Raw genomic sequence first — 14,001 nt, 5'->3', positions numbered from 1 at the left:
GAGCATAGCGAGCTATGCGACTGACGAATTTCAACAATTTAGCAAAAGAGACACCAAGGCTCAGGTAACTTTAAAAAGTCTCAAACATGAAATTATTAAAAGAAAAAAAGATAATACCGTCGCCTGCGAAAGTTTTGGGCGCCTATGACTCTTCATTTCAGTCACATAGCTCGCTATGCTCCTTCAATTCAGAGCCATATTCACCTCAAAACTTTCGCTCAGATTTTAACTATTGTTGTTAAACAACCTCTAAGAGGTTGTTTAAAATCCATCTGGCAGTCTATCTCAAAAGCTGTATCATATAAATTCAAGCTGTTTCCAAAGGTTGTCTGATATTTGCCTTAAGCGACTCTTGACAGCCCCACAAGTTATCAAATCTCACATTCAACTGTTTCTGTGAAATTACATCTTTTCAATCCGGAAAATGACCTGGCTCTCGGACTCGGTTGCCGCAACTATACCCCACCGCCCCACGCAGCGGCCATACACCGTGCCGGTGCGCTTTTGCCAATGTGGTGGGCCGAAGACGGAGACATGATATTGGCAGATCCTATGCTTGCCGCAGAAGCCGAAAGGCTGAAAGAGACATTTTGCTTATGCGGAGAGATCTATGACAGCAGGCAAGCAAATGCCCGGAATGTCGAACCTCACCCCTGGGGCTGGAGCCTTGATGCCAAACGTCAGTTCGCCACTGCCGGAGTCAGTCAGGACCATCTGCCGACAGATAAGGAGATCGAGCGTCTGCGCCAATTAAGCCACAGACGTATGACAATAGAGATTATCAAGAAACTCGGCGGTGATTTTCCCCTCCCGACAGAAACAACCGACGCGGCCCAGGTGGTAGCAGCAGAAAAGGCGACTCCGGGCTGTTTCATAAAGTCGCCCTGGTCTGGAAGCGGACGTGGGGTTTTCTGTGCCCGATCACTTGATGAGGCAACTCTCTGCAAGCGGGCAGAAGGAATCATCAACCGACAAGGGAGCGTGATGGTAGAGCGCGGTCTTGACAAAGTGCTTGACTTCGCCGCACTTTTCCACTCTGATGGCGGAGAGGTCCGGTTCAAAGGCTGGTCTGTATTCAGGGCCGAGTCACGGGGAATGTACTGCGGCAATATCGTAGCACCGCAAGATCAGCTTAAAACGATGATCACTGATCTGGTTTCTTCCGGCTGCTTAGATTCTGTCATCGGAAACGAGGAAAAAATATTGGGCGGACTTATCGGCAACAGTTACCGGGGATGGCTCGGAGTCGATATGATGGTCTACCGCGAAGATGATGCCATGAAGCTCATGCCCTGCATTGAGCTGAACCTGCGCATGACTATGGGGGTAGTAGCCCTGAAGATGCAGGAAAAACTTTCTGTCAGCGCACCTCACCTGCTTTCATGGCAACTCGGCGCCAATTCGGACTGTGGCAAGAACTCCACAATTCTGCTTCCTCCTGCCTCCGGTTTTACCCTGAGTCTGAAGCCGCTGTCAGATCGAGATCAAGAGTCGGTCCGACAATAAGAGACCGTTTTTTCAGATAGTCTTCAGAAGAGTGTAAAGACGCTGCACCGGCAGGCCCATTACATTATAGAAACTACCGGAAATGCCTTTTATACCTGCTGCACCGATCCATTCCTGGATCCCATAGGCCCCGGCTTTGTCCAATGGCTTGTACTTTTTCACATAGAAAGCGATCTCTTCGTCAGACAGGTTCGCAAACTCCACAAGCGACTCGGCCGAGAATGTCTGTGACGATTCCGGAGTGCGCACAGTCACCCCTGTGATGACTTTCTGCTGACGGCCTTGCAGACGAGCAAGCATCCGGCAGGCATCAGATTCATCGACCGGTTTCCCAAGCACCTCTCCATCAATGATCACCACCGTGTCAGCCGTTATAATAACTTTCTTATCCTGCGAGTCCAATGGATAGGCCGCAGCCTTGAGCTGTGAAAGATAAGCCGGAACCTCCTCAGCACACAGACCGTCAGGCACTACTTCATCAACCGGATGAGAAGTGTCAACACGAAAATCAATGTCAAGCATTCCCAAAAGTTCTTTGCGACGCGGCGAACCACTGGCAAGAATCACATCATAGCCACGGAGATTTTCAAGAGGATGAAACATAGTGCACTTTTTTTATTAAGGCCGGAGTGTATACCCCGGAATCAGTTGTTTATTTTTTCAAGAATTTTATGAACAGGGATCTTGCCGATCAGGCGTGTATTGATCTGAGTTACCAGAAGTCCTACTCCAAGAGCAGCGACAACAGTCCCTTCACGTACACCGATGATCTTATGGGCCATAACAAGCGATGTAACCACTGCGAGAAGCACAAGGCCGACATCAACCATTACTTTTACACGACCGAAATCTTTATTGAAACGACGTGCGGCATATTTCACAAAGCCTTCACCACTCATGGCCACTACGTTCGGTTTCATCTCCAACACAACGCCAAAAGCCTGAACCAAACAGCCGACGGCAAGAATAGCGAACGAGCCTGCATAAGACCCCGGAACCATTCCTTTGAACAGAAACATATTGAAATCAAGGAATGCTGAAAAAAGTAGTGAAAATGGGATCTGCATCATGATTTCCATATAATCGCGACGCGTGCCTAACCCACGTAAAAACCAGAACTGACCGGCTATAAGCATCATGTTCAGGATAAAAGTAGCCATGCCAAGTGTCAACGGAGTGTTCAGGCTAAGTACGTATGAAAAACTTGAAATCGGCGAAGTTCCCAAGGACGAACGAATTATCAATACGACCCCCAATGTAAGAAAATACAACCCTATGATAAACACTGCATACCTTATAATCCAATTTTTCATATCTATTACTCTTATATTGATTCTTCCTGTAACCGCTTTCGTGACTTCTGAACAACGCTGTTCTAAGTTTCTAAAATCGAGGATTTTAATTTTTCTCAATCAATTAAAGGTCCTCCATTTTTTTGCAAAGGTAGTGATTTTTTTGCAAAAAATTTTGGAAGATAAAAAAATGTGCCTACCTTTGCAGTGTGTTAGTCATATACAACACTCACTCACAACAACACATTTTTCATCACAATTTCACTTCCGATAGAATCATCAGAACCAATTGTATTACACAACTATTTATATTACACAACAATGAAAAAGACAGTCTTCTCACTCCTTCTTCTTATAGCAACAACCGTCAGTGTCAACGCACAACTTCTTTGGAAAATTTCAGGCAACGGGCTTGAAAAATCATCATATCTCTTCGGGACACACCACATAGCACCCGTCTCAGTCATTGACAGCGTGGCAGGCCTTACGGATGCCATTGCCTCAGTCGACAAGATCTATGGCGAAATGATTATGTCGGAAGCGAACTCGCCCCAGTCACAACAGATAATGATGGGCTATGCAATGGCCCCGCAGGACAGTCTGCTCACACAAGTCCTCGCACCCGCACAGGTTGATTCACTCAACACAATGCTGAAACGCTATATGGGACCTATGGTCTCCGCCAACCAGTTTGCCCAACTTAAACCTGCCATGCTCTCGACCTTGCTCGCGCTCATGCAGAGCCAGGCCATCTTCCCGAATTTCAATCCTCAGCAACAGCTTGACGGCGAAATCCAGAAGCGCGGGGCTGCACTCGGAAAAGAAATCGGCGGATTCGAAACGATCCAGGATCAGTGTAACGCTCTTTTCGGGTCTTCAATCATCGAACAGGCCGAAAGCCTGATGGATATGGTGCGAAATGACGACAAAGCCGGAGAGATGGCAATGAAACTGGCAAAGGCCTATCTCTCAGGAGACCTTAACGCAATGCTGGCTCTGATGGAAGATCCGGCCAACGGCGCCTCCGAGGAATGGAACGAGCGAATGATCAACAGCCGTAACGCAAACTGGATGCGAATCATTGCCGGACTGCTGCCAAGTGCATCTGTACTGGTTGCCGTAGGCGCCGGACATCTTCCGGGCGAAAAAGGCCTCATCAGTCTGCTGCGCAAAAACGGCTACTCGGTCGATCCGGTAAAATAAGACGCTATCTTACACATATATAATATATAAGCAATGATCGCAATCGACCATCTGACATATTCCTACCGCCGGGGATTCATAGCCATAAACGATGCAACGGCTACAATTCAGCCCGGCATCCATCTACTCCTCGGTGAAAACGGAGCCGGGAAAACGACTCTCCTCAGACTGATAGCCGGACTGCTGTTCCCGACATCCGGAACTGTATCTATTGATGACTGCATGATGAACAACCGAGTGCCGTCAACATTGAAAAAAGTGTTCATGCTCCCTGACACGATGGAAATTCCGGCATCCACAATCAGAGCCTTCGCCGGTATGCACAGCCGCTTCTACCCGACATTCTCTCAGGAGAGCTTTGAAGAAAACCTCCGTGAGTTCAATCTTTCAGGCCACGAAGTCTTCGGTCAGCTATCTTTAGGGCTGCGTCATAAATCCCTGTTGGCCTATACGATAGCTCTCGGCGTGGACGTTCTCCTGCTCGACGAACCGGCCAACGGACTTGACATAGACTCCAAGAAAGCACTGCGAAACATGCTTGCCCGCTGCACGACCGAGGAACAGACCGTCATCATCTCTACCCACACTGTCTCGGACCTGCGCGAGCTATATGACGGACTGATAATGCTCTCCCGCGGCCAGCTCCTGATCTCACGCCCCACATGGGAAATCGCTGAGCGCATTTCATGCGTGGCATCAGCCATCCCGCCGGCCGACGCCATTTTCACCGAGCAAGGCCCAGGTGTCTTCCACTCGATTGTCGCCAACACCGGCAACAACGACAGCGACCTGAACTATGCCCTGCTCTATTCCGCCCTCATGTCTCCTGCCCGCGAGACACTGCTGAAGCATCTGAATTCCTGTCAACAGCCCACATCCTCACTTTAATTTTCAATCCGATGGAAGCTATCTCGATCAAAAACGACAAATTCTCATGGCATCGCTGCCTGAGCCTCGTCTTGCTCTATAAAAAACCGATCACATATTACCTCTCCGGATCTGCGATCATCACATTTCTATGTTTCATGCTTGTGGAATTCGTCAATCACACTGGCGGGAATGCCATGACATCCTACTCTCTTACAAATGTTCTTGTGGCTGCTGCATTATACTTCAGTCCTATCGTATTTGCCCGTCAGGACCACACCTTGCTCACCCTTCTGCCCGTAAAACCGGCGGAAAAACTCGTGTTCTACCTGCTTTTCACCCTATGTGTAACACCCATTGTGATCGAAGGAATCTGGTATGGCCTTAACGGACTGTTCACTCTGATCAATAAAGACTGGGATCTGACGAACATCATTAGATCCTATATCGCCAGTTCCGGAATCAGTCTGGCAGAAGATGACAAATGTCCTATGGGAATGACACAGATCATAAGCGGCTGTATCCAGGCCTTCGCTGCCATCATAACAAGCCTGTATACCGTCCAGCGGGCCAACCACCACCGGACCATAAAAGCCATTCTCAGTGGTCTTGCGGTCATAATTGCCATCGCTCTCTGTGCCGGAATCATCGGCTTTATTGTCGCTCTGAGCGATATAAAAGACGGAGTGTCACCAACTGATCTGCCAGTTACAATGCTCGACGATATGATGCCTATGATGATAGTGCTTGAGTCGATACTCTTCATCTACGGACTCTTCATGACATATAACCTTTACAGACTTCTGGCATCACGCCAGGTAAAAGCATGAAAATCCGCAACTACCTTATGATCAACAATCATTTTTCAAACAGAATTCATGGATTTCACATCTGACAAACCAATCTACCGCCAGATCATTGACTTCAGCTTCGGACAGATCCTGACAGGAGTCTGGACTGCCGGAGAGCGGGTTCCGTCTGTCAGAGAGCTTTCTGTCCAGCTTTCAGTCAACAGTCACACAATCCTGAAAGCCTATGAATTTCTTCAGGCTGAAGGGATCATCGTCTCGCGCCGCGGCATGGGTTTCTATCTGACAGCCGATGCTTTGGACCATGTCAATCAGGCCCGCCGCCGGGAGTTTTTCGAAGTGTCATTGAGTCGTCTTTTCAATGAAATGGATCTTCTCGGCATTTCGATTGACGATGTGATTGAAAAGTACAGGAACAGATAAACCCGCCCAACGGCAAAAAATACGACCGGCCGGAAACTTCATCCGAGAGTTTCCGACCGGTCTGTATAGTATCGCGTTATTCAGTCTGTCTGTTCAGACGGCCAACAGGCCGTATTTTATATAGGCTGAGGTTCTGTTCTGAAAAGGGCTCTTATCAATAGTTCCACTGGCAGGCTACCATACGGAGGCTGTTGCAGGCAATCGTACGGAAGTCGATGATGGTGTTGTAGCGGCAGTTGATGTAGGTAAGAGCCTGGTCAAACGAAACATCAAGAGTGTTCAGCTGATTGTTGTTACAGATCAGACGCTGGAGGAAGGTCTGGTTTGCGAGATCAAGAGTAGTCAGATCGTTGTAGGAGCAATCGACATACTGAAGATTGGCACAACCTTCGACAGAAAGAGTGGTCAGATCGTTGTAAGAGCAAACAAGGTCGAGCAGAGCGCTGCAATCGCGGACACCGAGAGAAACCATATTGTTGTCAGAGCAGATGAGAGTGGCCAGTGAAGGCAGACCGGAGATGATCAGGTTAGAGATCTCGTTGTCATCGACATTGAGGTTCTGAAGATTCTCCACACCTGTGAGCTGAAGCGTAGTAAGCTTGTTGTAACCGCAATAGAGGTTCTTAAGAGCTGTACAGCCGCTGACATTGAGAGCTTCCAGATGACAACCCTGGCAGTTGAGTGTCTTGAGGTTGAAACTGTTGGAAACATTGAGTTCGACAAACAGGTTGCTTGAAACATTGAGGTTCTGAAGAAGAGGAGCGTTTGAAAGATCGATTTCTGTCAGACGGTTCTTATAGACTGCGACCTGAACGAGCTTCGAGCAACCGGTAAAATCAATCTGAGTGAGTTTGTTACGGCTTGCGTTGAGTTCTGTCAGGGCAGGACAGTTGGCAACACTGAGTGAAGAGAGTTCGTTACGTGAGACATCGACTTTGGTAAGAGCTTTGAAATTGGCGAGGTTGAGGGTGCCACTCAATTTCTTGTCTTTCCACTCGATGGCGGTTACATGTCCGTTTTCGACTGTCACACCCTCGATCGAGGCGATGGCGTTGATATCGGAAACTTTAAGGGCCGATGCATTGGTTCCCTCTTTTGCGGGCTCAGAAAGGAAAGCCTTAAGCTGTTTAGCTTCATTCCTGTCAAGACTCTGAGCAAATGCAGCCACGCTACCCAGCATGATTGCAATGATTAATAACGCTTTTTTCATAAAACAATAGTTGGTTTTGTTAATTTTATCTATCTAACAAACCGTGTTCGCTAAAAGTTTTATGTTCGTTAAAAATCGTTTCCTCAATAGGCTCAGAGGCCATATTTTTTCAGACCGCTATCAGAACGGCGCCACATCGTCGCCGGGAGCGCCGAGGATGTCAGCCGAGCCGCCGCTAAACGGACTCGACTGCCCGAAACCGCCGTCAAAGTCACCATCGCCGGCATTCAGGCGCGAGACTTTCGAGCCGCTGGTCATCTCTGGCTCGCTGTCCCAGTTCTCAAAACGGGCATAGCGCGACTTGAAGCGCATCTTCACATCGTCCACACGACCGCTACGGTGCTTTGCCACGATGAATTCGGCAAGTCCGCGGATGTCATTGCCCGCGGCGTCCACTCCTGACCGCAGATAATACTCCGGACGGTGGATGAAGCAGACGATGTCGGCGTCCTGTTCGATCGCACCAGATTCACGGAGGTCACTCAGCTGCGGGCGTTTTCCATCCTTGCTGTCGGCACCGCGCGACTCGACACTTCGGTTGAGCTGCGAGAGCGCCACAATCGGGATATTCAGTTCCTTGGCAAGCTGTTTGAGCGAACGGGAGATCATTGATACCTCCTGTTCACGTGAGCCGAACTTCATGCCTGAGGCATTCATCAGCTGCAAGTAGTCGATGATGATGAACGAGACATTGTGTTCCCTGACAAGACGGCGGGCCTTTGTACGCAATTCGAAGATCGAGAGCGATGCCGTATCGTCTATATATAGAGGAGCGCTATAAAGGTTTTTCACGCGTGACATCAGCTGGTCCCACTCCATCTGTGTCAGCTGACCGCTCTTGATCTTCTCACCCTCGATCTCGCAAGTGTTCTGAATCAGACGGTTGACAAGCTGGAGGTTCGACATTTCAAGCGAGAAGATAGCCACAGGTATGTTATAGTTGACAGCCATATTCTTGGCCATCGAGAGCACGAATGCGGTCTTGCCCATCGCAGGACGGGCCGCGATGATGATCAGGTCACTCCGCTGCCATCCGGATGTCAGCTTATCAAGTTCATGATAACCGGTTTCAAGACCGGAGAGACCTGAAGCCCGGTTGGCGGCAGTCTGAATCTGTTCGATCGCTGAATTGATCACGGGATCAATCTGCGTCACATCCTTCTTCACATTGCGCTGAGAGATCTCAAACAGTTTGCCCTCGGCTTCCTGAAGAAGATCGTCGACATCATAACTCTCGTCAAAAGCCTGCGCCTCGATCTGCGAAGCAAATTTAATAAGTTCGCGCGCGAGATATTTCTGAGCCACGATACGGGCATGGAACTCGACATGGGCGCCTGAAGCCACACGTGAAGTCAGTTCGGAGATTCTCAACGGACCACCCGCAGCCTCCAGTTCGCCCATCAGGCGGAGTTTCTCCGTGACGGTGAGCATGTCGATGCTCTGCTGTGCCGCACCGAGACTCTGGATAGCCGCATAAATCTTCTGATTCGAAGGATCGTAAAACGATTCGGGTTTCAGAATATCACAGACAACCGTGTAGGCATCCTTTTCAAGCATCAGCGCACCGAGCACTGCTTCCTCAAGATCATTGTCGCGCGGAGGGATGCGGCCTCCGTGGTCAAAGACTGAGACATGTTGCGGTTTCGATGTTCTTCGCTGAGAGCCTGATGTGTTGTCCTGTGGCATGATGTGCGTGGGGGGAATGTTATTGAACGATTGATTTATTAGAGGATGTTTTTAAACAACCTCTTTTCAATACAAAGGTACAAAATAAATTCATCTTTTAGCCACTTCTTCAAGCAATGCGCTGCGGAATTTTTCATGATCGCGCAAGTCACGGCGACCTGTCATGCCTCCCTGTCGGTCGACAAGAATATAATATGGAATTCCGTCGGCTCCGAACTGAGTCCTTACTGCTTCAATCTGATCTTTATCGAGCCGATAATGGAGTCCACGGATGTCAGGTATGATTTTATAATAATCTTTCAGCGGAGAAGTATTGTCGGCTATATAGATCCACACGATATCCGGGCTTGCAAGCTCACCTGATTTCTCAGGTTCGATTCGGCTGATGGCTCTGCGACAGGGTCCACACCAGGTATTCCACAGATCTATCATTACAACCTTTCCCTTATGAGGCGCCACAATAGCCTCTATCAGTTTTTCCGGAGCGACTTCCGGCGTCTCGCATGTCATTGATGCAAGCCGTGATTTCAGTGCCAATGCCTCATCATTTATACTGACAAGGCGCTCGGCAAGAACCGGAAAGTCGGCAAACACCGCCAGAGAGTCTGCCGAAAGGACGCCGTCATTGGCCGCTGCAATCAATTCATGATATTTTCTGACAGCTGCCGGATTTCGGGCATCCACACCCGCATCTTCCCACTTGAAACAGATCACACCTTGATAATAAGGCGAAAACATCAGCCTCGGATCACCGGGCTTTACTTTTTGGGCAGCCAGACAGATACGCTCTATCCTTTTATAATAATCCTCTTTCGGCATACCGGTTATGGAATCCATTTCCAGTCTGTCGGCCTGAGGATTATTGGCCCAATAACTTGATGTGATCAACGAAGAGCTGCTTATAGCACCAAGATAACAGGCATCATAAGTTGCTTTCATATACTCTTTCATCATCACGGAAGTTTCAGATGATTCAAGGGAGCCAATACTTTTCTGACGGAAATCTTCGATAAAATCCACATACTGCTCTGTCGACATTTTATAAAGCGGTTTTTCACGCAGAGCCATTATATCGGCAAACAGAGGCTGATCATTCATCTTATTGAGTTCATTGTTCAGCGGTGACAGGCTACCGGTGACAAACACTCTTTGTCTCCGCTTCTTATATTTCTCCGGCCGATTAGCCAATGCCATATCTCCGTAACGGCGGCTGTCAACATATACATCGACCTCCTTATCGGATGGAGTGAGCCACAGCTCCAGCACATTGCTTCGCATCCCTGCAACTGTGAACGACAAAAATGCCGGTCCGACAAACTCAACTTCAATGCTCCCGTTACCGCAACTGTCAAGCCGCACAGCCGACAATTTATCAACAACAAAGTTATCACTCAATTCCGGGGTGAGCACGGCTGGTGAATGCGGAGTGTGATTAAGAAAATGCAGATTTACTTTTGTTATTCCTCTTTCAAGAGCAACAGCGGGAAGCGGTTCGTCAACCCGATCCAATACACGCATCCGCTCCGGCAGCCCCACAGGGAACTCAGGTTCCGGCACTCCTGTCAGGTCGATACCCCACAAGCGCAGCGAATCTTCACCCCGGCCTGTCAGGTCTATCGCTTTAACCTTCTTACCTACCGGGCCAAAAACAAGAGCAAAACTCAATTTGCCGTCCTCACCTACTTTCGCATTTTTATCAAGAACGATATTTCGGGCAGTTTTCACCCCGATAGTATCACCGTCGGCAACTATGCAGACATCCTTTGTAAATTTCACTTTCGCACCGGGACGGTTGGTATAGGTCAGACTGACAGTCAGAGCCGTATCTGAGCGTTCTACGGAGGTGACATCAAAACGCACCATATTTCCGCCTGCTACGCCTGGATACTCTATCATGCGGGATTTGGCTGACAGACCACAGGCAATCGACATCAGGGCCAATGCAAAAAACAGACGTAAAAATTTCATGGATATCCGTGTCATGAATTCGAATAAAAAAGTTCAGATTGTAAATAGCAACAGATTGTTTAATAGCAATCTCCAACAAATTAGTCAACGCGATGAAAGAGCCTGATATTATACATGTCAGAAAAAAGCGCTACCTTTGCCTGAAATTTACAATGATCATTCTTTAGATAGTATATCCACACCGTATGATTCTGTTCCCCAACGCGAAAATCAACCTCGGTCTTGACATCCTGCGCCGTCGGCCCGACGGTTATCACGACATCGAAACCGTGATGGTCCCTGTCCCCTGGCGCGACGTTCTTGAGATAGTCCCGGCCAAAGGCAATGAAACAACGCTGACTGTCAGCGGACGCCGAGTGGATTGTCCGACTGAAAAAAATCTCGTGATGAAAGCCTACCGGGCACTCGCCGAGACGGTCGAACTCCCACCGGTTGACATTTTCCTGCGTAAGATAATCCCTGACGGGGCCGGGCTTGGCGGCGGGTCTGCCGATGCGGCCTTCACCTTAAAAGGACTTAACGAACTCTTCGCGTTGGGCCTTTCTGACGAAAAACTCGCAGAAATCGCATCGCGGCTCGGAGCTGACTGCCCTTTCTTCATATACAACAGACCGATGCTCTGCTCAGGAATAGGCACAGAATTCTCGCCGGTCTCGGTTGACCTCAGCGGCCTCTGTCTCGTCATAGTCAAACCGCAGGCAAGCGTACCGACAGCCGAGGCATACCGCCACACCACTCCGGCAATTCCCAAGACTCCGATAGCTGAAATCATCGCCCGTCCGATCGAAGGATGGACCGGCAGACTTAAAAACGACTTCGAACCGTCGGTTTTCCCCGCCTACCCTTCAATCAGCGAGATCAAGACCCGGCTGAACGATATGGGTGCCCTCTATACAGCTATGTCCGGGTCCGGTTCATCGGTCTATGGACTTTTCACAGATGACATTTTGGCAGACTCACTGACAGAGCGCTTCCCCAGCGCGGACATATTCACGTCAAGACTCTGATCACAGCCTGAAAATCATGCTTTTTATTGGACCATTGAACGTTATGCGCCCGGATTTGTTGTAAAATCAGAAAGAGACAAAGCCAAAACCATGTTTCCGCTGAAAAAAGTCGCCACGGACAAGGATTTTGGCAACCTTTTTGCATGATCAATAAAAATCAGCAAACGATAAAATAGAAAAACGACATATATTATGAGCCAAAAGCAAAATAAACATCAGGAAAACTCTGCTCCCCGTCCGGAAGAAGCGCCCGAAGGAGCCGTTCTTGACGACGTTCAGGAAGCCTTTGACGAGCAGAATTCTGTCGAAGACGAGGAAAACGAGATGATCAACAAACAGCTCTCCGACATCGACGCTCTCACGCAGCAGCTGAAAGACGCTGAAGCTCAGGTCGAGAAAGAGAAGAAAGAATATCTTTTCCTCATGGCTGAGTTTGACAACTTCCGCAAACGCACCGTAAAGGAAAAATCTGACATCATCCGCAACGCATCTGAAAGTGTGCTGAAAGGCCTGCTCCCCATCGTCGATGACTTCGAACGCGGACTTGAGGCCAGTGCAAAACTCGAAGATCCGGCTTCGATCCGCGAAGGCATGGAGCTGATCTACCAGAAACTTGTGAAATTCCTCGCCGCGAACGGCGTCAAACCGATCGAAAGCAACGGACAGCCTTTCGACGCCGAACTTCATGAGGCTATCGCGATGGTTCCCGTGACCGATGAATCGCAGAAGGGCATCGTCATCGACACCCCGACTAAAGGATATACAATCAACGACAAAGTGCTCCGCCATGCCAAAGTGGCCGTGGGCCAGTAAGCAGCTACTCCACTTATGGCTAACAAAAGAGATTATTATGAAGTGCTCGGCGTCGACAAAAACGCCGACGAAAAGACCATAAAGAGCGCCTACCGCAAGAAAGCGATCCAGTATCACCCTGACAAAAATCCCGGCGACAAAGAAGCTGAGGAAAAGTTCAAGGAAGCTGCCGAGGCCTACGATGTGCTCTCCAATCCTGAAAAGCGAGCCAAGTATGACCAGTTCGGCCATAACATGGGTCCGCAAGGTTTCCCCGGCGGCGGTGGATTCCACGCAGGCGGATTCTCGATGGAGGACATCTTCTCGCAGTTCGGCGACATTTTCGGGGGCGGGTTCGGCAATATGGGCGGTTTCGAGACTGCCGGAGGCCGTGCACGTCGCCGCCAGCGCCGCGGATCGGATCTGCGCATAAAAGTAAAGCTCACTCTTGCCGAAATCGCAACCGGCATCACAAAGACGCTCAAGATCCCCACTCTCGTCAAGGACACTCACTGTGACGGAACCGGGGCCAAGGACGGCACTGCATTCTCGACCTGCCCTACCTGCGGCGGATCAGGCACTGTATTGCGCCAGCAGCAGACCCTCTTCGGTCTGTCACAGGCAGCTGTCGAATGCCCGCAGTGTAAAGGCGAAGGCAAGATCATCAACGAGAAGTGTACCTACTGCCATGGCGAAGGCGTCATCCGCGAAGACCGCACTGTGACCTTCACCATCCCGGCAGGTGTGGCCGACGGACAGACTCTGACCGTCAAAGGCCAGGGCAACGCCGCCATCCACGGCGGAGTCAACGGCGACCTTCTCGTGGTCATCGAGGAGATCAAGGATCCGGAACTCATCCGTGACGGCAACGATGTGATCTACAACCTGATGCTCGACATTCCGACTGCCGCCCTCGGCGGTTCGGTCGAAGTGCCCACCATCACCGGTCGTGCGCGCCTCAAGATTCCGGCAGGCACACAGCCCGGCAAAGTGCTTCGTCTGCGTGGCAAAGGCCTCCCCTCCACTGACGGCTATGGCACAGGCGATGAGCTGATAAATGTTATGGTCTACATTCCTGAAACGCTCAACGACGATGAGAAAAAAGCGATAGAATCTCTTCAGGGCAAGCCAAACATGACTCCAAGCCAGTCAACCAAAGACCGCATCTTCAGCAAACTCCGCCACATTTTCGAATAAACCGACCGCAGAGACACCATCGGCAAAACTCTGCCGAAAAC

At 49.6% G+C, this 14,001-nt stretch carries 13 protein-coding genes; 8 read left to right on the top strand and 5 right to left on the bottom strand.

Annotated features, from left to right (window positions below):
- Positions 1-396: 396 nt before the first annotated feature.
- Complete coding sequence (locus K2H17_RS07565) at positions 397-1,506, top strand: hypothetical protein (RefSeq protein ID WP_300133323.1); 1,110 nt, start codon at positions 397-399, stop codon at positions 1,504-1,506.
- A gap of 12 nt (positions 1,507-1,518) precedes the next feature.
- Here the strand turns inward: K2H17_RS07565 and K2H17_RS07560 are convergent, their stop codons facing one another.
- Both K2H17_RS07560 and K2H17_RS07555 read right to left on the bottom strand, forming a co-directional pair.
- Positions 1,519-2,109 carry a Maf family nucleotide pyrophosphatase gene (locus tag K2H17_RS07560; RefSeq protein WP_300133320.1) on the bottom strand — a complete coding sequence of 197 codons (591 nt, stop codon included), beginning with the start codon at positions 2,107-2,109 and terminating at the stop codon, positions 1,519-1,521.
- 41 nt (positions 2,110-2,150) lie between these two features.
- Positions 2,151-2,825: a DUF6198 family protein gene (locus tag K2H17_RS07555; RefSeq protein ID WP_300133329.1), complete on the bottom strand. Its 675-nt coding sequence runs from the start codon at positions 2,823-2,825 to the stop codon at positions 2,151-2,153.
- 294 nt (positions 2,826-3,119) lie between these two features.
- Here K2H17_RS07555 and K2H17_RS07550 point away from each other — a divergent pair, with 294 nt between their 5' ends.
- Genes K2H17_RS07550 through K2H17_RS07535 form a run of 4 tightly spaced genes read left to right on the top strand, consistent with a single transcriptional unit; the run spans position 3,120 to position 6,100 of the window.
- A complete protein-coding gene (locus tag K2H17_RS07550) occupies positions 3,120-4,001 on the top strand; it encodes a TraB/GumN family protein (protein ID WP_300133318.1) in 882 nt (293 codons plus the stop codon).
- Between the two features lie 33 nt (positions 4,002-4,034).
- Positions 4,035-4,889 (top strand): ABC transporter ATP-binding protein, encoded by an 855-nt coding sequence (locus K2H17_RS07545; protein ID WP_300133315.1) that lies wholly within the window; start codon positions 4,035-4,037, stop codon positions 4,887-4,889.
- 11 nt (positions 4,890-4,900) lie between these two features.
- Complete coding sequence (locus K2H17_RS07540) at positions 4,901-5,698, top strand: hypothetical protein (protein WP_300133313.1); 798 nt, start codon at positions 4,901-4,903, stop codon at positions 5,696-5,698.
- Positions 5,699-5,746: 48 nt separating this feature from the next.
- Entirely contained in the window at positions 5,747-6,100 is a 354-nt protein-coding gene (locus K2H17_RS07535; RefSeq protein WP_300133310.1) for a GntR family transcriptional regulator, read from the top strand.
- 154 nt (positions 6,101-6,254) lie between these two features.
- Here K2H17_RS07535 and K2H17_RS07530 read toward each other — a convergent pair whose 3' ends face one another.
- From K2H17_RS07530 to K2H17_RS07520, 3 genes are all read right to left on the bottom strand, one after another.
- On the bottom strand, positions 6,255-7,310 hold the full coding sequence (locus K2H17_RS07530; RefSeq protein ID WP_300133307.1) for a hypothetical protein: 1,056 nt from the start codon (positions 7,308-7,310) through the stop codon (positions 6,255-6,257).
- 120 nt (positions 7,311-7,430) lie between these two features.
- Positions 7,431-8,996: a replicative DNA helicase gene (gene dnaB / locus K2H17_RS07525; RefSeq protein ID WP_300133305.1), complete on the bottom strand. Its 1,566-nt coding sequence runs from the start codon at positions 8,994-8,996 to the stop codon at positions 7,431-7,433.
- Between the two features lie 90 nt (positions 8,997-9,086).
- On the bottom strand, positions 9,087-10,772 hold the full coding sequence (locus K2H17_RS07520; RefSeq protein WP_300133302.1) for a thioredoxin-like domain-containing protein: 1,686 nt from the start codon (positions 10,770-10,772) through the stop codon (positions 9,087-9,089).
- 377 nt (positions 10,773-11,149) lie between these two features.
- Between K2H17_RS07520 and ispE the strand changes: the two genes are divergently transcribed.
- The 3 genes from ispE to dnaJ all read left to right on the top strand — a co-directional run bounded on the left by ispE (position 11,150) and on the right by dnaJ (position 13,960).
- On the top strand, positions 11,150-11,971 hold the full coding sequence (gene ispE / locus K2H17_RS07515) for a 4-(cytidine 5'-diphospho)-2-C-methyl-D-erythritol kinase (RefSeq protein ID WP_300133300.1): 822 nt from the start codon (positions 11,150-11,152) through the stop codon (positions 11,969-11,971).
- A 192-nt stretch (positions 11,972-12,163) separates the two neighbouring features.
- Entirely contained in the window at positions 12,164-12,784 is a 621-nt protein-coding gene (locus tag K2H17_RS07510) for a nucleotide exchange factor GrpE (protein WP_300133298.1), read from the top strand.
- A gap of 15 nt (positions 12,785-12,799) precedes the next feature.
- Positions 12,800-13,960 carry a molecular chaperone DnaJ gene (gene dnaJ / locus K2H17_RS07505; protein ID WP_300133295.1) on the top strand — a complete coding sequence of 387 codons (1,161 nt, stop codon included), beginning with the start codon at positions 12,800-12,802 and terminating at the stop codon, positions 13,958-13,960.
- Positions 13,961-14,001 lie beyond the last annotated feature (41 nt).

The sequence above is a fragment of the Duncaniella sp. genome (genome assembly GCF_029054785.1).
Lineage (GTDB): Bacteria > Bacteroidota > Bacteroidia > Bacteroidales > Muribaculaceae > Duncaniella.
The sequence above is the reverse complement of the archived record's forward strand: the minus strand, read 5'-3'. Positions and strand labels throughout refer to the sequence as shown.